The organism is Arachnia propionica (assembly GCF_900637725.1).
Taxonomy (GTDB): Bacteria; Actinomycetota; Actinomycetes; order Propionibacteriales; family Propionibacteriaceae; genus Arachnia; species Arachnia propionica.
Map to the genome: position 1 here is coordinate 441322 of NZ_LR134406.1, position 19879 is coordinate 461200.

Here is a 19879-nt window from a genome sequence, read left to right on the forward strand (position 1 = left end):
ATTAGCAGAAAGCAGGACATGGACAGGAAGCAAGAAATCCCTCCGGGGGAGCGGGATGAGGGCGTCAGGGATTTCCTGTTCCTGCACCACGACGTCGAAGGACCGTGCCGGGACCCCTGGGAAGACACGAGGAGCGAATCATGAGCGCCCTGGAACGTTTTCAGGACTGGTACCTGGCGCAGTGCGATGGGAAGTGGGAAGGTGACCGTGGAATCACGGTCGGCACCCTCGATGGCCCGGGCTGGCGGGTCTCGGTTGATCTGACGGGCACCTATCTGGAGAACGCCGGGTTTGAGGAGTTCGTCGTGGAACGTCTTGAGGACGACTGGGCCCACGCCCGCGTCGTGGAATCCACCGAGCCGGCCTGGCATCGCCGCTTCGAGGCGTTCTGCGGGCCCAGGAGCCTCACCGAGGCCCTGGAAATTTTCCTCGATTGGGCGGAATCCCCGGAGGGATGATGAGCAGGCTGCTTAGTCACCGTGATGCCCGGGGGCTGGTGTGGATCCTGGTCGGCTGCGCCGCGGCGTGGCAGCTGTGGCGCTGGGCTCCTCTGATTCCCGAACTCGTTCCGTGGTGGGGTGCTGGACCGGGGGAACCCGCGGGCCGGAACGCCACGGGCGGATGGGATCCCCGGGTGTTGTTCACCCCGCAGGCGCTGCTGCCGCTGGTCTGCTACGCGCTCGGGCTGACGGTCACGCTGCTGCTGGTGCGACGTCTTCAGCGTCTCCCGGGGTTCCGGTGGGCGACGGTGGGGTCGCTGCAGGTGCTGGCGCTGCTGGCGGGGTTCGCGACCAGCGGATGGCAGATGGTGCTGGGGCTCGTGAACGTCACGGAAGACGGCTGGTTCGGCAACCCGGGCGAGTTCGGCCTGGACTGGGTGACGGCCCCGCTGCTGAGCTGCCTGCTGACCGGCGGCTACGGCAGGCGGCTCCTCACCTCCCCGCGAAGGCGCAGGAGAGGGCTCACCGATCTGCAGATCTGGGCGGTGGTGCTGGTGCCGGCGGGACTGGTGGTCGCGGCCGTGCTCTGTGCGGTGCCCTTCCTCGGTGGCATGACCCTGGTGCAGGTGATCCCCATGCTCGGGCTCTACTGCGTCGGCATGTGGATCTTCCTGCATTTCATTCGCGGCCTGCCGGGGTTGCGCACCGGGAAACTGATGCTGATCAACTGCCTGATGCCGGCCCTGGCGGTGGTGCAACCCGCCCTCGCCCTGCTGCTGGGGGGCGTTCCCGGCCTCGGCTGGCTTGCCAGGTTGCCCCTCTCGGCCTTCGGCGACTCCGCCCACCTGCTGTCCGGGGCCGGAATCGAACTGAACCTGGGACACTACGGGCTGCTTCCCATCGCGGAGTCGCTGGTGGTGCTCCTGATCTACCTGAACCGGTTGAGGGGTTCCGCTGCCGTCAGGCGGTGACCGCAGATCAGCGATTCGCCGACCAAATCCGCCACAGATCCGCGTACCAGCCCCCGAGCGCCAACAGCTCCTCGTGTGATCCCTCTTCGACGATGCTGCCGCGGTCCAGGACGATGATGTGATCGCATTCCGCGGCCTGGGTGATGCTTCTTCCCCTGGTGACGTCGGTAGCGTGGGAAGACGCCGACCTGGAGGAGATCACGGCCCGGTTGAAGGGTTTCTACGAAACTTCCAGGCCCCGGTAGCCCATCACCGCCGCGTCGTTCAGACGTCTTCCCCGGGCTCGAACTCCTCCCCGCTGACGAGCCCCTTGATGAAGGTGGCGAAGTCCGGGGCCAGGACCGTGACCCGGTATCCCACCTCCTGGTCGACGTGCACCACGCGCGGCTCACCGGTGGGTCCGCATTCCGAATGGTCCAGCATCACCAGGTCGTGGCCACCGCTGGGGCAGTCGGCCAGCACCGGGCCCAGTTCGGGATACCCCGCCTCCTCGATCACGGCCCGGTGCCCCCAGCTGCCGAGCAGCGAAGCGGCTGCCGTCCTGCCGATGGGGCGGATGCTGGTGATGGCGATGTGGTCCTCGGCCCAGGTGGTCGGCTGGTTCGTCGGGAAACAGTTGCGCTCCACGTCGCCTCCGTTGTGCATCCGGGCGAACTCCACCCAGGCGTCGGGGAGCCGGAACCCCAGGGCGGTCTCCACCTCCGCGATGGTTTCGTCGCTGGGTGCGGGTTCGTTCCAGTCCTCGTCACAGAAGTCGCTCCAGAACCCCGTCATGTCGAAGCCGTCGAAGAATCCCGTGCGACGTGGCGTGATACCTCCGGTCATCATGCGCCGAGGATAACCGCGCAAGCCCTAAGCTCAAGCATGGCCGTCACACACTGGTTCGATCCTCCCGGCGGGGTGCCGTCGCCCGCCACCAGCCACCCGGTCTTCGCCGCCGCGGTGCCCGCCTGGTACCACGACATCACCGATCCGCGTTCGCCGTTCGGGAGTCCGGAGGGCATCGGGATGTTGCGGCGCGTGGAGGCCTGGTACACCGATGGCGGTGGTGACGACCTCTCCGGGCTCCGGGACGAAACCGGCGCTGCATCCGGTGTTCCCCGGGAGGTGTGGCTGGGTTCCGACGGGAACATCCAGGCCTGGCTGAATGCCGACGAGACCGGGCAGGCCGGGTTGCGGGAGCTGGCGACCCGGATGATGGCCATGGCGATGGCGCAGTTCAAGATCACCGGGGCGGTGCATCCGGGGATGGAACGAGCCGGCGGCCGGGCGGCCTGGGTCAAGGTGGTGCTCCGGGACTGGGACGACCATCGTCGCGGCGAGGAGGTCGCGGACGAAATCCCGGAGGACATCGCGTCGTACCTGCGCATCCTCCGGCACGCACCCGAACCGGGGTCGACGTTGGGGCACAGGCCCTCGCTGCTGCCCGACGACTGGGTTGGGCTGTGCCGCACCATGAACGCAGAGGAGCTGAAGCGGATTCTCCGGGTACGCAACGTCGACGCAACCCTGTGGGGCTCCCGGACCGAGGCCCACATGTTTCCCGAAACCCCGCTGGAGGTTCTCCGGTGGCTGGTGGAGACCCGGGGCGCCGACCTCGACAGGTGTCACGAACAACCAACCAGCGCATTCCACGAGGCGATCGTGGTCGGCGCCACCACACGCCTTCGCGAACTGGTGGAACTGGGGGCCGACATCAACAGGGAAGGGGAGGCCAATCCGCTCGCCATTGCCTGCCGGGAGCGGCGCCCCGAAGTGGTGGCGACGCTGCTGGATCTCGGTGCCGATCCCGACCCGAGCGGTGTTTCCCCGTCGCCCCTGGTGGAGTGCCTCGCCGGAGCGACGAGAGACCTTCCCGCCACCCTCGCGATCACCCGGACGCTGCTCGACGCGGGGATGCCCGTCACCCGGGAGGCCCGCGCCGCCCTGGCCCGGTCGGGAGGGGCCTTCGAGTTCCATCGCGGCCTGCTGCGTCCCGGGCTTCTTGCCGCCTGCCTGCCCCGGCTGGAGGTGGCCGAGGATGCGCTGGGGCAACTGAACCGGCTCCTCGGCGTCGCCCCGGATCCCACGTGGGAAGAACGAATCTGGGAGAATCGCGAGGAAACCCTCGGCGGCCCCGACTGCGACCAGCTCGACCACCTCGCCGAGTTGCTGTGCAGCGGACGCCCGGGGGATCCGAACCCGCTGGAGGATTTGCTGTCCCACGTCTCGGACCTGTGCCTGATCGTGCGGCATGGCGGCGACTGGGTGCGCCAGCAGTGGCTGTGGGTCAAACGAATCCTCGCGATCCTCGGCTCCGGAACACCCCTCGGCCCGGATCAGCTGACCGAGGCCCGCGCCGTCGCGTGGGAGCTGGTGGAGCGTCCCGAGGGGATGGAGCGGCTGGTGTCGTTGACGCTGGAGTGGGTGCTGCGGAATCCGGTCACCGTGTGCCGCTGATATTCCCGGGAAACCCGGTTGTGCAGCGCTCAACATGGAAAACGCTCTGTTTCACCCCCGAAATCGGGTTGAGTGCCGCATAACCGGGGAACCCGCGGATGCAGGCTGACGCCTTCCGGCTGGGGATCGGTGAGGCAAAATGGAACTGTAAAGTGCAAGTTCTACACCCAGAGTTACACTTTAAGTGTGACTTGGGACGATGCGACTCTGGAAGCGGTGGTCCGGGAACTACGGATGTCAAGCGGTGGAGGCAGCAAATAGGCGTTGACATGTTTGACATGGGATGAGCCACATGAGCGCAGGCCCTGGCCAGTTCCTCCAAGGAAGCTTGTGCACGTCCATCCTCATGCGCGCCCTGACTGGGGATTTTGCTGGCAGTCGTGCTGCCTATGAATAAGCCTCAAGGTTGGGACGATGCGTGGCACGTCACGCGCCCGTCTGAAGGTACCAGCATTTCCAGCGGCGACTGCGATGAAGAGCTGGAAAGATGGGGTCTCAGCTTGTTGAGGGAGGGCAAACGTCTGTGAGAGGACGCTTGACGAGCTCGAATTCTCCTTGCCTCAGAATTTCCAGAGTGAGAGTGCCGAGGCGCAGGTCGGCCACTTGATGCTGCAGCTCGGCTCGCAGGTACGGGTACGCGGTCATGACCGCGACGCGTTCAATGAAATCTTTCTGTACATCAGAATCAATCTCGTCTTTGGGCTCGCGTTGGTAAACCACAGCCACGGCACACCGAACCGTCATGTGCTCGTTCGTGAGTTGCATTCGGAACCAGATCTCGATGATGTCGCTCCAAGAGATCGGGTTGATGTCGAGAGCCAGATCCCCTTCAGGCGTTGCGTCCGACAGGCTTTGCAAGCCGTGGCCCGGGGAAGGATCCAGCAGTAGCTGGGCGTATCGTTCGATCAGGCGAACTTCCTTGAGCTCGACTTGTTCGAGGAGTTCGTGGATGTCCATGACTGCTTCCCGGAGGTCAGGCGACGCCGCTGTAGACCCGAAGACGCGATGGGGGGACACGCTCGGTGTGGTTGTTCTGAGATGGAATTGAGACAACGTTGGTGGGCATGCGGACTGGAATCCAAGAGCCGCCATCCCGTCGCCGCTCCTCGTCGGTCGTGACGACGTGCGTGACGAGCGCCCCGATGGCGTGTGCGTAGCGGCGGATGCTGGCGAGCGTCGGGTTGCTGTCGTACGCCTCAAATCTGGCCACCGTGGGCTGGGTCACCCCCATCCGGTCCGCGACATCCTGCTGGGTCAGCCCCTGATCGCCCCGGAGCTGAATGAGCCTGCGCAGCAGCGCGCGATCGTTCTCCACGAGCTGGGCCGCGCGCCGCATGGAGGGAGAATCGGGATCGATGCCGAGCAGCTCTTCAAGCGTGTTCATAGATTTTAGTCTATAACACGCCGTCAAGCTGGGTCATCGGTCTCCCAGGAACGGCCGGGTCCAGCCCAGCCCCCAGTCATTGCCTTGCCCGGTCGTGAGCCGACACCGTGCCCTCTCTATGAAGAAGTTCTGCGCCGAGGCAATGGCCTCTGACGTGGGAAGCGATGTGTCCTTGACGTGGAAGAGCAGCACCACCGTTTGGTCCGTGCGTTGCCGTGGCTCGTGAAAGTAGGCACGAACCTTGATGTCCTGGTCTCCCCACAGCAGCCGGAACTCCCAGAGGCGCGGGTCGCGGTTGACGTATTCCCAGCCCGCTGCCGAGAGCCGCCCATGCTCTGCGTAGTTGACCTGGTTTTTGAACTCGGCCAATCGCATTTCGAGTTCATGTCTAGGAACGGGAGAGCCGTCACGAGTCGCCGTGAGAACATCACGTAGCTCTTCCCTGAGAGTTGGGTCTCCCTCGACCTCTTCGTAGAGGTGCCAGCGCCGGGCCCCACCGCTGGCAGCTTCGGGCAGTCCGGTACGCGATGACATGGCAAGCATCATATTACCGGTGACCGACATTCTGGGGGCCGAATCCGAGCACACCAAGCGGCCCGCCCCTTTCCGGGGCGAGCCGCTTGGTCACGGGGTCACTTGTCGCCGTGGAGGCGCTTGTGCAGGACCTCGAGGAGGTCGATCGCGGCCTCCGGGATGTTGGTGCCCGGCGGGTAGATCGCGTCCGCGCCTTTCTCGCGGAGCTCCTGGAAGTCCTGGCTCGGGATCACGCCGCCGACCACGACCATGATGTCCTGCCGGCCCAGCTTGTCCAGCTCCTTGCGCAGCTCGGGAACCAGGGTGAGGTGACCGGCCGCCAGGGAGGAGGCGCCCACGACGTGCACATCGGACTCGACGGCCTGCCGTGCTGCCTCCTCGGGGGTCTGGAACAGGGGGCCGACATCGACGTCCATGCCGAGATCGGCGTAGGCCGTGGCGATGACCTTCTGGCCGCGGTCGTGACCGTCCTGGCCCATCTTCGCGATTAGGATACGGGGACGACGTCCCTCCTCCTGCTCGAACTCCTCGACGAGCCTGCGGGCTTTCGCGACCGCAGCGGACGAACCGGATTCCTTGTTGTACACACCGGAAATGGTACGGATCTGCGCGGTGTAGCGCCCGTAGACCTTCTCCAGCGCGTCGGAGATCTCGCCGACGGAGGCCTTCGCGCGGGCCGCGTCGATCGCCACCTTCAGCAGGTTGCGGTCCGGGTCCGTCGGATCCGGGTTCCCCGCCGCCCAGGTGACGCGCTCCAGCATCTGCTGGGTGACCTCCTCGTCACGTTCGGCGCGCAGCCGCTCCAACTTCGCGATCTGCTGCTCACGGACCGCACGGTTGTCGACCTTCAGCACCTCCAGCTCGTCCTCGTGGTCGAGGGTGAACTTGTTGACGCCGATCACGGGCTGGCGGCCCGAGTCGATGCGGGCCTGGGTGCGGGCCGCGGCTTCCTCGATGCGCATCTTCGGGATGCCCTGCTCGATGGCCTTGGCCATGCCGCCGGCCTGCTCGACCTCCTGGATGCGTTCCCAGCCCTTGCGGGCCAGCTGCTCGGTGAGCTTTTCCACGTACGCCGAACCGGCCCACGGATCCACCGTCTGGCAGGTCTTCGACTCCTGCTGGATGAACAGCTGGGTGTTGCGGGCGATGCGGGCGGAGAAGTCCGTCGGCAACGCGATGGCCTCGTCGAGGGCGTTGGTGTGCAGCGACTGCGTGTGTCCCTGCGTGGCGCCCATGGCCTCGATGCAGGTGCGCACCACGTTGTTGTAGACGTCCTGGGCGGTCAACGACCACCCGGAGGTCTGCGAGTGCGTGCGCAGGCTCATCGACTTCGGGTTCTTCGGGTTGAAGCCGCGCACCAGACGCGCCCACAGCATGCGGGCGGCGCGCATCTTCGCGACCTCCATGAAGAAGTTCATGCCGATCGCCCAGAAGAACGACAGCCGCGGCGCGAAGGCGTCGACCGTCAGGCCCACCGACTCACCGGCGCGGATGTACTCCACGCCGTCGGCCAGGGTGTAGGCCATCTCGATGTCGGCGGTCGCGCCGGCCTCCTGCATGTGGTAGCCGGAGATGGAGATGGAGTTGAATCGCGGCATGTTCGCGCTGGTGAAGGCGAAGATGTCGGCGATGATCTTCATCGACGGCTGCGGCGGGTAGATGTAGGTGTTGCGGACCATGAACTCCTTCAGAATGTCGTTCTGAATGGTTCCGGCCAGCTGCTCGGGCTTGACGCCCTGCTCCTCGGCGGCGATGACGTAGAGCGCCAGCACCGGGAGCACCGCGCCGTTCATGGTCATCGAAACCGACATCTGGTCCAGCGGGATGCCGTCGAACAGCTGCCGCATGTCCAGGATGGAGTCGACGGCCACGCCGGCCATGCCGACGTCACCGGCCACGCGCGGGTGGTCGGAGTCGTAGCCGCGGTGGGTGGCCAGGTCGAAGGCGATCGACAGGCCCTTCTGGCCGGCCGCGAGGTTGCGGCGGTAGAAGGCGTTCGACTCCTCGGCGGTGGAGAACCCGGCGTACTGGCGGATCGTCCACGGCTGGTTCACGTACATCGTCGCGTAGGGGCCGCGCAGGTAGGGCGCGATGCCGGGGCGGGTGGTGAGGAAGTCCAGGCCCTCCAGGTCGCCGCTGCCGAACAGCGGCGGCACCAGGATGTGCTCCGGGGTCTGCCAGCCGGCGGAGTGACCGACCTGGTGGAAGTGGTCGTCGAACTGTTTCTTGGCGTCGGCAGGGATGCCGTCGCCGTTCAGGTCGACCGAGCCGAAACGGGGAATCGTGGTCATTGCTCAGGCCTCCAGCTTGTCTAGGGTGGAGGTCAGCAACTCCACCACATTCATTCCGTCGAAGACGTTGCCGTCGATCACGGCGTTCACCTCGGCCTCGTCGCCGCCGAGTTCCTTCAGCTGCCCGGCGAGCCGCACCTCCTGGGCGCCCGCCTCCTTCAGGGCCTTCGCGACGGCGAGACCGTGGGCGGCGTAGACCTTCGCGCTGGAGCACAGGACCGCGATGTCGGTGCCCGCCTCCTGCATGGCCTTGACGAACACCTCCGGGTTGGTGCCCTCCGCGATCACGGTGTTGATGCCACCCACGTGGTACAGGTTCGAGGTGAAGCCCTCGCGACCACCGAAGTCGCGCCGGGTGCCGAGGCAGGCCAGCAGCACGGTCGGGGTCTTCTTGGCGGCCTTGGAACGGTCCCGGAGGTCCTCGAAGACCTGGCTGTCGCGCACGAACGGGATGCCGCCGAGCTTCGGGGCCTTCGGGCGCGGGGCGCGTTCGAGGGCCTTCTCGAGGTGGTTCGGGAACATCGAGACGCCCGTCAGCGGCAGCTTGCGGGTGGCGAGCAGCTTGGTGCGGGCCTCGTTGATTTCCTTGAGCTGGGCGGCCACGGTGCCATCGGCGATGGCGGCAGCCATACCCTTCTCGTCGAGCTGACCGAACAGCTCCCAGGCCTTCTCGCAGAGCTGCTTGGTCATGGACTCGACGAACCATGCGCCGCCGGCCGGGTCGTTGACGCGGCCGATGTTCGACTCCTCGGCCAGCACCACCTGGGTGTTGCGGGCGATACGGCGGGTCAGGACATCGGGAAGACCGATCACGGTGTCGAGCGGCAACACTGTGATGAACTCGGCCTGGCCGACGGCCGCGGCGAAGGCCGAGATGGTGCCGCGCAGCACGTTGACGTAGGCGTCGTCGCGGGTGATCTCGCGCAGCGACGTGACGGCGTGCTGCACCGCGCCGCGTTTCTCCGGGCTCACCCCGAGCACCTCGCCGACCCGGTTCCACAGGGTGCGCAGCGCGCGCAGCCGGGAGATGGTGATGAACTGGTTGGTGTTCGCGGAGACCCGGAACAGGATGCTGTCGAAGGCCTCGTCGGCGCTCAGCCCGAGATCGGTGAGGGCGCGCACGTACTCGATGCCCGTGGCCAGCGCGTAGGCCAGCTGGGCGACGTCACCGGCGCCCATGGAATCGTAACGGGAGGCGTCCACGACGATGGGACGCACGCCCGGGAACGGCTTTGCAAGCTCCACGGCCCTCGCGATCACCGAGAGGTCGGGGGTGGTTCCGTTGAGGGCGGCGAAACCGATCGGGTCGATGCCGAGGCTGCCGCGGATGTTCTCCTTACCGGAGGCGGCGAAAGCCGCGGCCAGGGCCTCGGCGGCCGCCAGCTCATCGGTGTTGGAGGAAACATGTGTGGGGGCAAGGTCGAACAGGACATCGCTCAGGACCTCAGCCAGCTTGTCTGCGGGGACCGCATCGGGATCCACGCGCACCCAGACCGCGGAGGTGCCGCGCTCCAGGTCGGTGTCCACGGCCTTGCGGGCCTCGGCCGGGTCGGGTTCCTCAATGAGCTGAGCACTGAACCAGCCCTCATCCATCTCTCCTGCACGGACCGTGGTGCCGCGCGTGAATGGGGCCACTCCGGGGAAACCAAGCTCCTTGACGCCATCGTCAATGGTGTACAGCGGCTTGATCACAAGCCCATCGACGGTGTGGCTCGTCAGGCGCTTGTATGCCTGCTCAATGTTGAGTTCCTTGCCCTCGGGACGCCTCCGGTTCAGTACCTTCAGCACCTCTTTCTCCCAGTCTGCAAGGCTGGGAGTGGCGAAGTCAGCGGCGAGACTGATCTCGGCCGCGCTCGTTGATTCTGCGCTCATCGCTCTCCGTCCAAATCCTTCTGACAAACCATTGCGGGGGTATGGCTGCCTGGTTTCGGGACTGCTAGTCCTCGACATCCCAACACTAGCCCAGCCCGGGCGAAAGACCGACCTCGGGGGCGGGTTGGTTCCGGGGAAAAGGTGCCTGCCGGGCGGGGGACGGACGTAATGGTCCTACCAACGACGGGCCCCGGGCCCGGTGCCGCCGGGTGCTTTCCGTCGATGCGCCGGCCTCGTCCGGAGCCGCGGCGGAGACCCATTTGGAGGATGGGTGAGGATGGGTTCATGAGCGCTTCCGAGACACACGTCTTTCCCCGTACCTCGACCGCGCGGGTGGCCATGGACCGCCCCGCCCGCTACGGCAAACAGCTGGCAAGCCACATGGGCCGCAAAATCACCACCACATGGGACGAGGACAGCGGGACCGGCTCCCTGGAGTTCAACCGCGAGGGCCCCACCACCGGCGTCGTCGAACTCTCCTGCGACGGCGAGGTCCTGGTGCTGCGGCTGTCCGCGACCGACGAGCACCTCGAACGACTGGAGGAGGTCGTGGGCATCCACCTGGCCCGGTTCGGCGCGAAACAGGGCATGGTGGTCCGCTGGGAACGCGGGGACGGGACTCCGGGCACCACCCAGGGACCCGTTAAACCCGAGGACCGCTGACCCGCCCGGTGCTGCATCGGGTTGACCCCCGCAGGGTCTCGGGTTCAGGCCACGGCCTCGCCCCAGCGTTCGATGCTCCAGCCGTCCCGGCAGGAACCGTTGATCACTATCCACTGGGTGTTGCTCAGCGGCGGCGCCTTCTTCAGGCCGAAACCAGGGTCCTGCGCCAGGGTCCACACCCGTAGCGCCGCCCCGTGGCTGACGACCGCCGCGCAGCCGTGGCCGGCCGACTCCACCCTGGAGATGGCCGAGGTGAAACGGGACATGAACTGCCGGGCCGTCTCGCCGCCCTCCAGGCAGGAATCCATGTTCTCGGAGGACCAGGTGTGCAACTCCGCCACGTAGGCCCGCCAGTCGTGGTTGAGTTCCTCCACGCCCGCCGAGATCTCCTGCACCCCGTCCAGGACCTGCACCTCCAGCCCAAGCGACTCGGCGAGGGGGGTGGCCGTCTGCTGCGCGCGCGTCAACGGGGATGCGTAGACCGCCTCTATCGGTTCGTCGGCCAATTTTCCCGGCAGCGAGGCGGCCTGAGTCAGGCCGTGATTGGTCAGCCGGTAGCCCGGGTAGGCGGTGTCCAACCTGTGATCGACGTTCGCCTGGGTTTCGCCGTGACGGATCAGGAGGAGTCGCATGGCTTGATCGTAGGCGGGAAAAGTGGCACCGCCCGGCGTGTCGCACCCAAGTTGTCGACTCACCGGCCAAGAAGACGGCAGCCGGGAGCGGAGGCCCTAGGGTGACGAGAGTGGATGCAGCCGATGTGATCTCCGACCTGTCCGAAGTTCTTTACACCAGCGACCAGATCGCGGCACGCGTCGCCGAACTCGCCGTCCGGATCGACGCCGACTACGCCGGGCGCGACATCCTGCTCGTGGGGGTGCTCAACGGGGCGATCATGGTGGTTTCCGACCTGCAACGCGCCATGAAGAGCCACGTGGAGATGGACTGGATGGCCATCTCCTCCTACGGCTCCGGCACCCAGTCCAGTGGCGTGGTGCGCATCCTGAAGGATCTCGGCGTCGACATCGAGGGCCGCCACGTCCTGGTCGTCGAGGACATCATCGACACCGGCCTGACGCTGAGCTACCTGATCTCGAACCTGACCAGCCGCAAACCCGCCAGCCTCGAGATCATGACGATGTTCCGCAAACCCGGGGCGCTCCGGATGGAGGTGCCCGTCAAATACGTCGGGTTCGACATCCCCAACAAGTTCGTCGTCGGATACGGCCTCGACTACGCGAGCCGCTACCGCAACCTCCGTGACCTGGCGGTCCTGGCCCCCCACGTCTACTCCTGAGGGCGGCCGAGGGAGGTTAGTTTCTCCGGATTCCGCACGATGTAGAAGGCCGAGATGCCGTCCCCGGCGACCATCGGCCACCCGACGTGATCGATTCGCCCATCCACCCGGGCGATCCACGCGGGAGTCGAGTTGAGGTTGGCCGGCTCGAAGCTGGTCGTCCCCGTCATCTTGCTGGCCAGGCCCAGGAAGAAACGGGCCACCTTGTCGGCTCCGACGACGGGTCGCAGAGCCACCGTGGCCCGGCCGCCACCATCGGAGAAGACGGTCACGTCCTCCGCCAAGAGGTTCTTCAGCGACTCGAGATCACCCGCCCGGCAAGCGGTCAGGAATACCTCGGTCAACCGGCGGTGCTTCTCAGTGTCCACGTCGAAACGAGAACGCCCTGCCTCGATGTGGCGGCGGGCGCGACTCGCCAGCTGCCGTACGGAGGAGGGGGAGCGTCCCAAGAACTCTGCGACCTCCTCGTGGGAGAAACTGAAGACGTCGTGCAGGACGAAGGCGGTGCGTTCCAGCGGTGACATCGACTGCAACACCAGTGCCAGCGCCAGCGACACCTCCTCCGCCACCAGTAGTTCCGAATCGGTCGCATCGCCCTCCGGTACGGGTTCCGGTAGGAAACAACCGGGGTAGTCGCGTCGCCTCAGGGCATCGAGAGCCAGGTTCGTGGCGATCCGGGCCAGATAGGCCTTGGGCTGGGCTATCCCCGTCTCCTCAGTCGCGCGATGCCAGCGCAGCCACGTTTCCTGGGCGATGTCCTCGGCCTCGGAGAGGGAACCGGTGATGTCGTAGGCGATGCGCAGCACCAGCCCACGATGTCGCAGGTACTCGTCCGTGCTCACCGTTGCCTCCCGAGCCAACGGTAACCCGCTGCCGAGCGGCGGGGCGCGTCGATCACCAGGCGGCAGATCTTCTCCTTGAAGGAAGCCCCTTCCCTTCCGGTCAGGCGTCGGCCGGTGGGGATGTCGCAACGGTCCACGAATTCGATCAGGCCGTTCCTGCGTCCGAGACTGACGCAGCGGAACGAAAAACCGAAGTCGAAACCGGTGGCCGCTTCTCCCGCCAGTACCCGATGGATGTTGTCGGCGACATGGGCGCCCATCGGAAGGGCGGTCGCGCATCCCATTCGCAGGTGGGGCAGCTGCGGCGAGACGACGGCATCGCCCAGTCCCCAGATCCCGGGGGCCGCCTGAAGGGTCTGGTCCACGACGAGCCTGCCCCGTCCATCCACGGGCATCCCGGACCGGGAGGCGAGATCCGGAGCGGACAACCCGGTGCAGTCGACCGCCAGGTCGGCCGGGCCGTCGTCCCAGACCACGCCGAGCCGGGGAAGCTGGTTCGCGAGCCACCTCCTGTCTCCCTCCGAGCCGCTGGGAAACAGCCCGGCGGGATCGGTCAGGGACACTTTCAGGTGCGGCATCGCCTCAGCGATCTCCGTAGCGGTCTCGATTCCACTCAGGCCGGCACCGTCCACCCGGATCCGCGCCCCGGCGGGGAGCGCGGAAAGGGTCGTGCGCAGGGCATCGGCCCCTGCCAGGGTTGCGGGGCCGTTGCCGGTGCTGCCGGTGGCGATCACGACATGAGACGCCTCCAGTTCCGTTCCGTCCGCCAGTCTCACCCCACCCGCCGAGGCCCGGACCGCCCGTTGTGTGCTCAGCCCGATCTCGGGAAACAGCATCTCGCCGAGCGGGCGCGTCACCTCGTACCCGGTGGCGGTGTGCTGGTGTAGCCGGACCCTGTTGACGAATGTGGGGCCGTCGTTGACGAGATGGACCCTGCGGCCTTTGGCGGCGAGCCTGTTCGCGGCCATGACTCCGCCGTATCCGCCGCCGATGATGACTGCATCGATTGTGTTCATGCTCACGGGACGTGACCGGGAACCGAAATGTGACATCGTCGTTCCTCCGGTGGTCACTGGTCGCAGGCCGGCGCTCCCGTGCGTTGGTCGCAGTCATGATCTTCGTGACATGGCCCTGGCCGGATGGCCCTCCGGTTTCCGGCCGCGATGAACGGGAGTTCGTGTCCTCCGGTCGGCTGGACGACGCCGGCTGCCGGGAAGTGACATTCTGTCCTCTTGGTGAGCGCTGGTAGCCTTCCAGTGCTTACGTACATCTTCTTCTAGGGAACCCCGCCGTTGCAGAAAATCATGAAGAACCCGATGAGTTGGGTCACCTGGGTCGTCATCATCATTCTCCTCGGGACGCTGGTCATGCAGCTCATCTCCGGGCTGGTCGGCTTCCGGGAAGTCCCGATGAACCAGATCATGAGCGTCCTGCAAAGTGGTGAGAAGCTCAAGGAGGTCGTCGTCATCGACGGCGACCAGGTGATCCAGATCACCACGGAGGCCGGGCAGCGCATCCAGTCCAACTGGGTGGGACGCCAGGTCGACGGTTTCGTGGAGATCCTCCAGCAGCGTTCCGCCGCCGGGACACTCGACCAGTGGGTGACCCGCCACCCCACTCCGAACCTGCTCACCTCCCTGATCTACACGGGCCTGCCCTTCCTGCTGCTCGCCATCGGTTTCTTCGTGGTGATGCGGATGGTCAGCGGCGGCGGTTCGGGCAGCCCGCTCAGCTTCGGCAAGTCGAAGGCGAAACTCGCCAGCAAGGACATGCCCAAGACCACCTTCGCCGACGTCGCAGGTGTCGACGAGGCCGTCGAGGAGCTGCAGGAGATCAAGGAGTTCCTCGCCGAGCCCGCGAAGTTCCAGAAACTCGGCGCCAAGATCCCCAAGGGCGTGCTGCTCTACGGCCCGCCCGGGACCGGCAAGACCCTCCTGGCGCGCGCCGTCGCGGGGGAGGCCGGGGTGCCGTTCTTCTCCATCTCCGGCTCCGATTTCGTCGAGATGTTCGTCGGTGTCGGCGCCAGCCGGGTTCGTGACCTGTTCGAACAGGCCAAGGAGGCCGCGCCCGCCATCGTGTTCATCGACGAGATCGACGCCGTCGGCCGCCACCGCGGCGCCGGCATGGGCGGCGGCCACGACGAACGCGAGCAGACCCTCAACCAGCTGCTGGTCGAGATGGACGGGTTCGACGTGCGCGGCGGGGTGATCCTGATCGCCGCGACGAACCGCCCCGACGTGCTCGACCCGGCGCTGCTGCGCCCGGGCCGTTTCGACCGGCAGATCTCCGTGGAGGCCCCCGACCTGATCGGCCGCTCCCACATCCTCCAGGTGCACGCCGTCGGCAAACCCCTGGCCAAGGACATCGACCTCGATTCCGTGGCCCGCCGCACCCCCGGTTTCTCCGGCGCCGACCTGGCCAACGTCCTGAACGAGGCCGCCCTCCTGGCCGCGCGCCTGAACCTGAACGAGATCGGGCAGGCGCAGCTCGACGAGGCCATCGACCGGGTGATCGCGGGACCGCAGAAACGCACCCGCCTGATGAACGACCGCGAACGCCTCATCACCGCCTACCACGAGGGCGGGCACGCCCTCGTGGCGGCCGCGATGCCCGGCAACGATCCCGTCCAGAAGGTCACGATCCTGCCGCGCGGCCGCGCGCTCGGCTACACGATGGTGATGCCCGACGACGACAAGTACTCGCACACCCGCGGCGAGCTGCTGGACCAGATGGCCTACATGATGGGCGGCCGGGCCGCGGAGGAGATGATCTTCCACGACCCCACCACCGGCGCCCAGAACGACATCGAGAAGGCCACGAAGGTGGCGCGGGCCATGGTCACCCAGTACGGCATGAGCGAACGAGTCGGCGCCGTCCAGCTCGGCGGCGGCGATTCCGAACCGTTCATGGGGATGCGCGGGGCGCAGCCGTCGAAGGACTTCTCGGAGGCCTCCGCGGCGATCATCGACGAGGAGGTGGCCAAGCTCATCAACGCCGCCCACCAGGAGGCCTACGACGTGCTGGTGGAGAACCGCGAGGTGCTCGACGAGTTGGTCCGGCAGCTGTTCGCGAAGGAAACCCTCAACAAGGCCGAGGTCGCGGAGGTGTTCAAGAACCTCAAACGCCGCGACAAACGGCCCGCCTGGACCGGATCCGAGCTGCGCGTGCCCTCCACCATCCCGCCCGTCGAGGTGCCGGTGTCTCCCGGCCCGTCCAGCCAGGAAACCCCACCCAGGCAGATCACGCACCGCCCGCTCCCGGACGGTCCCCCCGACCGTTGGGCACCGCCCGCTCCCGAGGATCGGCGGTGAGCCACGTCGACCAGCCCCGGATCGAGGAGGCGGTCCGTGAGATTCTCCTTGCGGTCGGCGAGGACCCGGATCGCGACGGGTTGTCCGAAACCCCGGGGCGCGTGGCCCGCGCCTACCGGGAGTTGTTCTCCGGGCTGGCGCAGGACCCCGCCGAGTTGCTGTCGACCACCTTCGACATCGACCACGAGGAGCTCGTGCTCGTCCGTGACATCGAGCTGACGAGCTGCTGCGAGCACCACCTGCTGCCCTTCTTCGGGGTGGCGCACGTCGGCTACATCCCCGGCGGTGGACGGGTGACGGGACTGTCGAAACTGGCCCGGCTGGTCGACATCTACGCCCGCCGCCCGCAGGTGCAGGAACGCCTCACCACGCAGGTCGCCGACGCGCTCGTCACCCACCTGGGCGCGCAGGGCGTGATCGTCGTGATCGAGGCCGAACACACGTGCATGACGATGCGGGGGGTGCGCAAACCGGGCAGCAGGACCATCACCAGTGCCGTGCGAGGGCAGCTGCGCAACGCCGCCACCCGCGCCGAGGCCATGAGCCTGATCATGGCGAGGTGATCTCATGACCATAGTGATGGGTGTGCTCAACGTCACCCCCGACTCGTTCTCCGACGGTGGACGGCACGACGACGCCGAGACCGCCGTCGCCCACGGCAGGCTCCTGGCATCCCAGGGGGCGGGGATCGTCGATGTCGGGGGCGAATCCACCCGTCCCGGGGCCGCGCGGGTCCCCGAGGCGGAGGAAATGGCGCGCGTGATCCCGGTGATCGCTGCCCTGGCGGCCCACGGGATCACCTGCTCCGTGGACACCATGCGCGCCTCCGTCGCCCGGGCCGCGGTCGCGGCGGGGGCCCGGATCGTCAACGACGTCTCCGGCGGGCTCGCCGACCCCGGCATGCTGGGCGCGGTCGCGGACCTCGGCGTCGACTACGTCGCCATGCACTGGCGCGGCCACTCCGAGGTCATGCAGCAGCACACCGACTACACCGACGTCGTCGCCGACGTGGCCGCGGAACTTGCAGCCCGCCGCGACGCCGCCCTGGCCGCGGGCATCGCGGCCGAACGCATCATCCTCGACCCGGGGATCGGGTTCGCCAAGACCTCCGAACAGAACTGGCAGCTGCTGCGCGGCCTGGACGTCCTCCAGGCCATGGGACACCGGCTGCTGGTCGGGGTCAGCCGCAAACGTTTCCTGGGTGAGCTGCTGGACGGCAGGCCCGCCACGGACCGCGACGCCGCAACCGCCGCCGTCACCACGTGGTGCTCCCTGCACGGGATCTGGGCGGTGCGCACCCACGAGGTGCCCGCGCAGCGCGACGCCGCGCGGGTGGGGTGGCGTCTCGGAGCCCGGGCGGCGGGCTGAGCGGCTCCTGCCGGGGCGGCGTTTCAGGGACCCGGTATTCTCGGCTCAATGCGACCCGTGAGGAGGTGAGGGCATGGATGCCATCAGCATCACAGGCCTGACCGCGACAGGTTTCCACGGGGTGTTTCCCGAGGAACGACTCAACGGTCAGCGATTTGTTGTCGACGTCGAACTCGGGCTGCACGTGGAGACCCGTTCCGATGAACTGTCGGACACGGTCGACTACGCCGGGATCGCCGACCTGATCCGCGCCGAGATCGAGGGCGAGCCCTGCCGGCTCATCGAGACCCTGGCGGGGAGGATCGCCGACCGGTGCCTGTCCAATTCGCTGGTCCAGCAGGTTCGTGTGACGGTGCACAAACCGCAGGCCCCCGTACCTCACGAATTGTCAGATCTGTCAGTCACCATCACCAGGAGCAGCCATGAGCAACGGTCCCTTTGACATCGACGTTGACACCTTGGGAAACATGCGTCCCATCTCCAAGGTGGTCTTCTCCTTCGGATCCAACCAGGGGGATTCACCCGCCATCCTCACGCGGGCCGTCGAAGTGCTGGCGGAAACCCCTGACCTGATCGTCGTGGACGTCTCTCCCGTCTACCAGACTCCCTTTCAGGGGGACGGGCCGGAGCAGGACGACTATCTGAACCTCGTGGTGCTCGCGGAATCCACCCTCGAACCGATGACCCTGCTGGACCGGGCCTTCGCCATCGAGGAGAGTTTCGGCCGGGAACGCACGGTCCCCAACGGGCCACGCACCCTGGACATCGACATCATCATGGTCGGCAAACGCACCAGCGAAGAGGACATAGAACTGCCCCATCCGCGGGCCCACGAAAGGGCTTTCGTGCTGGTTCCGTGGCTCGACATCGACCCGACGGGAGAGATCGCGGGGGCCGGTCCCATAGCGGAACTCGTCAAACACGTCGACAGGACCGGTGTCATCAGGCGCGACGACATCGTCATAGCGAATCCCGGCCGGCGTTGACCCGAAAACCGGAACTGACCCCCACCACGGGGCGCCAGGTCGTGGTCGCCACCCTGGCGGGGGCCGTCGTCGGGTGGATGATCCTGAGCATCTTCGACCTCCTCAACGTCTTCCCGCCCGTGGCGCCGTGGAGTCTGTCGGTGCTCCTGGTGTTGCTGGGGGTCGCGGCCATCGTCTACGCCCGCGCTCTCCCGAAGCGGCTGGAGCAGCGTCGCGTCCCCGCCCTGGAGGCGGTGCGGGCGATGGTGATGGCGAAATCGCTGATCGCCACCGGGGCCCTGCTCGCCGGGGGGCACGCGGTCTACGTGGGTCGCTGGGTGGCCTTGATGGCCGCCGAGCTGCCCGCCACCCGGGTCTGGCACGGTTTGGCGACCATCGTCGCCGCCGCGTTCTGCGCGTGGGGCGGTTGGGTGCTGGAGCGCGCCTGCATGATCGACGGTGACGGCAGTGACGCCGAATCCGGGGAGGATCAGGAGGCCTCCGAAGCCGCCTGAGGAAACCGAGGGACCCGTCGCATGACCAATGTCCAAAACTTGGTTTTTCGGCGTTTCACTTCAAAAAGGCCCGTTCAGCTGGTTTAATCTGTCGACATGTCAGGTCGTCACGTTGCGAAGTCCTCCTCCGAGCGTTCCATCGCCATCGGCATCCTCTCCGTGGGGTCGCTGGTGGTCCTCGGATCGCTGTTTGGCGGCATCTGGGTTGTTCGCGCCGGTGCCGTCGTAGCCCTGCTGATGGCGGTGGCCGCCGTCTCCGTGGCTTGGATGGAGTTGAAGCGCGAACGAGCGGAGCATCGCGAGGAGATCAAGCGCCAAGTGGCCATCCGCGTGGAGCAGGCCGAGCGGCATCACGCGGAATCCGTGGCGATGATCGACCGTTTCAACGAGCGCGCGCAGAACCTCAAGTCGATGATCGCCAAGCTGCGCCGCCAGCTGGGCGCCGCGAACTCGGAGCTCAGCACCATGCGCGGCAACTCCGCGTGGTTGCGCGGTGAGGTCGCCGAGCGGCAGTCCCGCATCGACGCCCTGGAGGCGAAGATTGCCGAGTTGGAGGAACGTCTCGTCGCGGAGGAAGAGGCCCGCCAGGAGATCGAGGAGTCCAGCAATATCGTGGAGCTGCCCCGCTACGCCAAGGGCGAGGAGGCCATCGAGCTGTGGATCAGCGACGACGAGCACCCCACCATGGTGGATCTCGCCAAGCTCAACATGGCGCACTACGACGAACCCCTCCTGCCCGTCCGCAAGGAGGCCTGACCGCCCGAAGAGGGCAGGGACCCGACAACTTTCACGCACAGATCCCCGACCGCGTGGCCCGGAAGGCCACCAGGTCGGGGATCTGTTTTTGTGGTCCATGGGCTTCCCACGCCCTGAAGAAGACATCCGGAGTGAATGGCTTTGTCATCCGAACGGCCAATATTTCTGGTTGGCCGAAAGGTCAGCAAGCCCGTCCGGGAAGGACGTTCAGGCCCTAATGATCAAGGTTTCATG

At 66.7% G+C, this 19879-nt stretch carries 22 protein-coding genes; 12 read left to right on the top strand and 10 right to left on the bottom strand.

Annotation, left to right across the window (positions count from 1 at the left end; all coding sequences use genetic code 11):
- The first annotated feature begins 140 nt into the window (after positions 1 to 140).
- Complete coding sequence (locus tag EL272_RS01950; protein WP_061787221.1) at positions 141 to 458, top strand: immunity 53 family protein; 318 nt, start codon at positions 141 to 143, stop codon at positions 456 to 458.
- A complete protein-coding gene (locus EL272_RS01955; RefSeq protein WP_061787220.1) occupies positions 458 to 1411 on the top strand; it encodes a hypothetical protein in 954 nt (317 codons plus the stop codon). The genes EL272_RS01950 and EL272_RS01955 overlap by 1 nt, the downstream gene beginning before the upstream one ends.
- A 7-nt stretch (positions 1412 to 1418) precedes the next feature.
- Here the strand turns inward: EL272_RS01955 and EL272_RS01960 are convergent, their stop codons facing one another.
- Entirely contained in the window at positions 1419 to 1613 is a 195-nt protein-coding gene (locus EL272_RS01960) for a hypothetical protein (RefSeq protein WP_014845531.1), read from the bottom strand.
- Positions 1614 to 1675: 62 nt separating this feature from the next.
- Positions 1676 to 2239 (bottom strand): SMI1/KNR4 family protein, encoded by a 564-nt coding sequence (locus EL272_RS01965; protein WP_061787219.1) that lies wholly within the window; start codon positions 2237 to 2239, stop codon positions 1676 to 1678.
- Between the two features lie 36 nt (positions 2240 to 2275).
- On the opposite strand from EL272_RS01965, the gene EL272_RS01970 reads away from it, so the two are divergent.
- Positions 2276 to 3850 (top strand): ankyrin repeat domain-containing protein, encoded by a 1575-nt coding sequence (locus tag EL272_RS01970; RefSeq protein ID WP_061787218.1) that lies wholly within the window; start codon positions 2276 to 2278, stop codon positions 3848 to 3850.
- Positions 3851 to 4345: 495 nt separating this feature from the next.
- Here EL272_RS01970 and EL272_RS01975 read toward each other — a convergent pair whose 3' ends face one another.
- The 5 genes from EL272_RS01975 to mutA all read right to left on the bottom strand — a co-directional run bounded on the left by EL272_RS01975 (position 4346) and on the right by mutA (position 9931).
- Positions 4346 to 4807, bottom strand: coding sequence for a hypothetical protein (locus EL272_RS01975; RefSeq protein WP_061787217.1), 462 nt, complete (start codon positions 4805 to 4807; stop codon positions 4346 to 4348).
- 16 nt (positions 4808 to 4823) lie between these two features.
- Positions 4824 to 5234: a helix-turn-helix domain-containing protein gene (locus EL272_RS01980; protein WP_061787216.1), complete on the bottom strand. Its 411-nt coding sequence runs from the start codon at positions 5232 to 5234 to the stop codon at positions 4824 to 4826.
- A gap of 33 nt (positions 5235 to 5267) precedes the next feature.
- A complete protein-coding gene (locus EL272_RS01985; RefSeq protein WP_126409308.1) occupies positions 5268 to 5768 on the bottom strand; it encodes a hypothetical protein in 501 nt (166 codons plus the stop codon).
- Positions 5769 to 5866: 98 nt separating this feature from the next.
- Positions 5867 to 8059 carry a methylmalonyl-CoA mutase gene (gene scpA, locus EL272_RS01990; RefSeq protein WP_061787214.1) on the bottom strand — a complete coding sequence of 731 codons (2193 nt, stop codon included), beginning with the start codon at positions 8057 to 8059 and terminating at the stop codon, positions 5867 to 5869.
- Between the two features lie 3 nt (positions 8060 to 8062).
- Positions 8063 to 9931 (bottom strand): methylmalonyl-CoA mutase small subunit, encoded by a 1869-nt coding sequence (gene mutA / locus EL272_RS01995; RefSeq protein ID WP_061787213.1) that lies wholly within the window; start codon positions 9929 to 9931, stop codon positions 8063 to 8065.
- Positions 9932 to 10216: 285 nt separating this feature from the next.
- On the opposite strand from mutA, the gene EL272_RS02000 reads away from it, so the two are divergent.
- On the top strand, positions 10217 to 10594 hold the full coding sequence (locus tag EL272_RS02000; RefSeq protein WP_061787466.1) for a DUF2218 domain-containing protein: 378 nt from the start codon (positions 10217 to 10219) through the stop codon (positions 10592 to 10594).
- A 44-nt stretch (positions 10595 to 10638) separates the two neighbouring features.
- Here the strand turns inward: EL272_RS02000 and EL272_RS02005 are convergent, their stop codons facing one another.
- Positions 10639 to 11226 (bottom strand): histidine phosphatase family protein, encoded by a 588-nt coding sequence (locus EL272_RS02005; RefSeq protein ID WP_014845537.1) that lies wholly within the window; start codon positions 11224 to 11226, stop codon positions 10639 to 10641.
- Between the two features lie 110 nt (positions 11227 to 11336).
- Here EL272_RS02005 and hpt point away from each other — a divergent pair, with 110 nt between their 5' ends.
- Entirely contained in the window at positions 11337 to 11888 is a 552-nt protein-coding gene (gene hpt / locus EL272_RS02010; RefSeq protein ID WP_014845538.1) for a hypoxanthine phosphoribosyltransferase, read from the top strand.
- Here the strand turns inward: hpt and sigJ are convergent.
- Entirely contained in the window at positions 11879 to 12730 is an 852-nt protein-coding gene (gene sigJ, locus EL272_RS02015) for an RNA polymerase sigma factor SigJ (RefSeq protein ID WP_159424529.1), read from the bottom strand. The genes hpt and sigJ overlap by 10 nt on opposite strands.
- Positions 12727 to 13782, bottom strand: coding sequence for an FAD-dependent oxidoreductase (locus EL272_RS02020; RefSeq protein WP_061787211.1), 1056 nt, complete (start codon positions 13780 to 13782; stop codon positions 12727 to 12729). Before EL272_RS02020 ends, sigJ begins: the two co-directional genes overlap by 4 nt.
- A gap of 264 nt (positions 13783 to 14046) precedes the next feature.
- On the opposite strand from EL272_RS02020, the gene ftsH reads away from it, so the two are divergent.
- The 7 genes from ftsH (at position 14047) to EL272_RS02055 (ending at position 19645) form a co-directional block, all read left to right on the top strand.
- On the top strand, positions 14047 to 16041 hold the full coding sequence (gene ftsH / locus EL272_RS02025) for an ATP-dependent zinc metalloprotease FtsH (RefSeq protein ID WP_282958425.1): 1995 nt from the start codon (positions 14047 to 14049) through the stop codon (positions 16039 to 16041).
- Positions 16038 to 16604: a GTP cyclohydrolase I FolE gene (gene folE, locus EL272_RS02030; RefSeq protein ID WP_014845543.1), complete on the top strand. Its 567-nt coding sequence runs from the start codon at positions 16038 to 16040 to the stop codon at positions 16602 to 16604. The genes ftsH and folE overlap by 4 nt, the downstream gene beginning before the upstream one ends.
- Positions 16605 to 16608: 4 nt before the next feature.
- Positions 16609 to 17409 carry a dihydropteroate synthase gene (gene folP, locus EL272_RS02035; protein WP_014845544.1) on the top strand — a complete coding sequence of 267 codons (801 nt, stop codon included), beginning with the start codon at positions 16609 to 16611 and terminating at the stop codon, positions 17407 to 17409.
- A gap of 73 nt (positions 17410 to 17482) precedes the next feature.
- Positions 17483 to 17851 carry a dihydroneopterin aldolase gene (gene folB, locus EL272_RS02040; RefSeq protein WP_041696117.1) on the top strand — a complete coding sequence of 123 codons (369 nt, stop codon included), beginning with the start codon at positions 17483 to 17485 and terminating at the stop codon, positions 17849 to 17851.
- A complete protein-coding gene (folK, locus tag EL272_RS02045) occupies positions 17832 to 18395 on the top strand; it encodes a 2-amino-4-hydroxy-6-hydroxymethyldihydropteridine diphosphokinase (RefSeq protein WP_014845545.1) in 564 nt (187 codons plus the stop codon). Before folB ends, folK begins: the two co-directional genes overlap by 20 nt.
- Complete coding sequence (locus tag EL272_RS02050) at positions 18392 to 18889, top strand: DUF3180 domain-containing protein (RefSeq protein WP_061787210.1); 498 nt, start codon at positions 18392 to 18394, stop codon at positions 18887 to 18889. The genes folK and EL272_RS02050 overlap by 4 nt, the downstream gene beginning before the upstream one ends.
- A 96-nt stretch (positions 18890 to 18985) precedes the next feature.
- On the top strand, positions 18986 to 19645 hold the full coding sequence (locus EL272_RS02055) for a hypothetical protein (protein WP_014845546.1): 660 nt from the start codon (positions 18986 to 18988) through the stop codon (positions 19643 to 19645).
- Positions 19646 to 19879: the final 234 nt, after the last annotated feature.

Excerpts from the sequence above, each read along its gene's own strand:
- mutA (WP_061787213.1), bottom strand. The coding sequence starts at position 9,931 with ATGAGCGCAGAATCAACGAGCGCGGCCGAGATCAGTCTCGCCGCTGAC.
- EL272_RS01985 (WP_126409308.1), bottom strand. The coding sequence starts at position 5,768 with ATGTCATCGCGTACCGGACTGCCCGAAGCTGCCAGCGGTGGGGCCCGG.
- EL272_RS02055 (WP_014845546.1), top strand. The coding sequence starts at position 18,986 with ATGTCAGGTCGTCACGTTGCGAAGTCCTCCTCCGAGCGTTCCATCGCC.
- folK (WP_014845545.1), top strand. The coding sequence starts at position 17,832 with ATGAGCAACGGTCCCTTTGACATCGACGTTGACACCTTGGGAAACATG.
- ftsH (WP_282958425.1), top strand. The coding sequence starts at position 14,047 with ATGAGTTGGGTCACCTGGGTCGTCATCATCATTCTCCTCGGGACGCTG.
- EL272_RS02020 (WP_061787211.1), bottom strand. The coding sequence starts at position 13,782 with ATGTCACATTTCGGTTCCCGGTCACGTCCCGTGAGCATGAACACAATC.
- EL272_RS01970 (WP_061787218.1), top strand. The coding sequence starts at position 2,276 with ATGGCCGTCACACACTGGTTCGATCCTCCCGGCGGGGTGCCGTCGCCC.
- EL272_RS01965 (WP_061787219.1), bottom strand. The coding sequence starts at position 2,239 with ATGATGACCGGAGGTATCACGCCACGTCGCACGGGATTCTTCGACGGC.
- folP (WP_014845544.1), top strand. The coding sequence starts at position 16,609 with ATGACCATAGTGATGGGTGTGCTCAACGTCACCCCCGACTCGTTCTCC.
- EL272_RS02000 (WP_061787466.1), top strand. The coding sequence starts at position 10,217 with ATGAGCGCTTCCGAGACACACGTCTTTCCCCGTACCTCGACCGCGCGG.
- EL272_RS01950 (WP_061787221.1), top strand. The coding sequence starts at position 141 with ATGAGCGCCCTGGAACGTTTTCAGGACTGGTACCTGGCGCAGTGCGAT.
- EL272_RS02005 (WP_014845537.1), bottom strand. The coding sequence starts at position 11,226 with ATGCGACTCCTCCTGATCCGTCACGGCGAAACCCAGGCGAACGTCGAT.
- EL272_RS01955 (WP_061787220.1), top strand. The coding sequence starts at position 458 with ATGAGCAGGCTGCTTAGTCACCGTGATGCCCGGGGGCTGGTGTGGATC.
- scpA (WP_061787214.1), bottom strand. The coding sequence starts at position 8,059 with ATGACCACGATTCCCCGTTTCGGCTCGGTCGACCTGAACGGCGACGGC.
- EL272_RS01975 (WP_061787217.1), bottom strand. The coding sequence starts at position 4,807 with ATGGACATCCACGAACTCCTCGAACAAGTCGAGCTCAAGGAAGTTCGC.
- EL272_RS01980 (WP_061787216.1), bottom strand. The coding sequence starts at position 5,234 with ATGAACACGCTTGAAGAGCTGCTCGGCATCGATCCCGATTCTCCCTCC.
- folB (WP_041696117.1), top strand. The coding sequence starts at position 17,483 with ATGGATGCCATCAGCATCACAGGCCTGACCGCGACAGGTTTCCACGGG.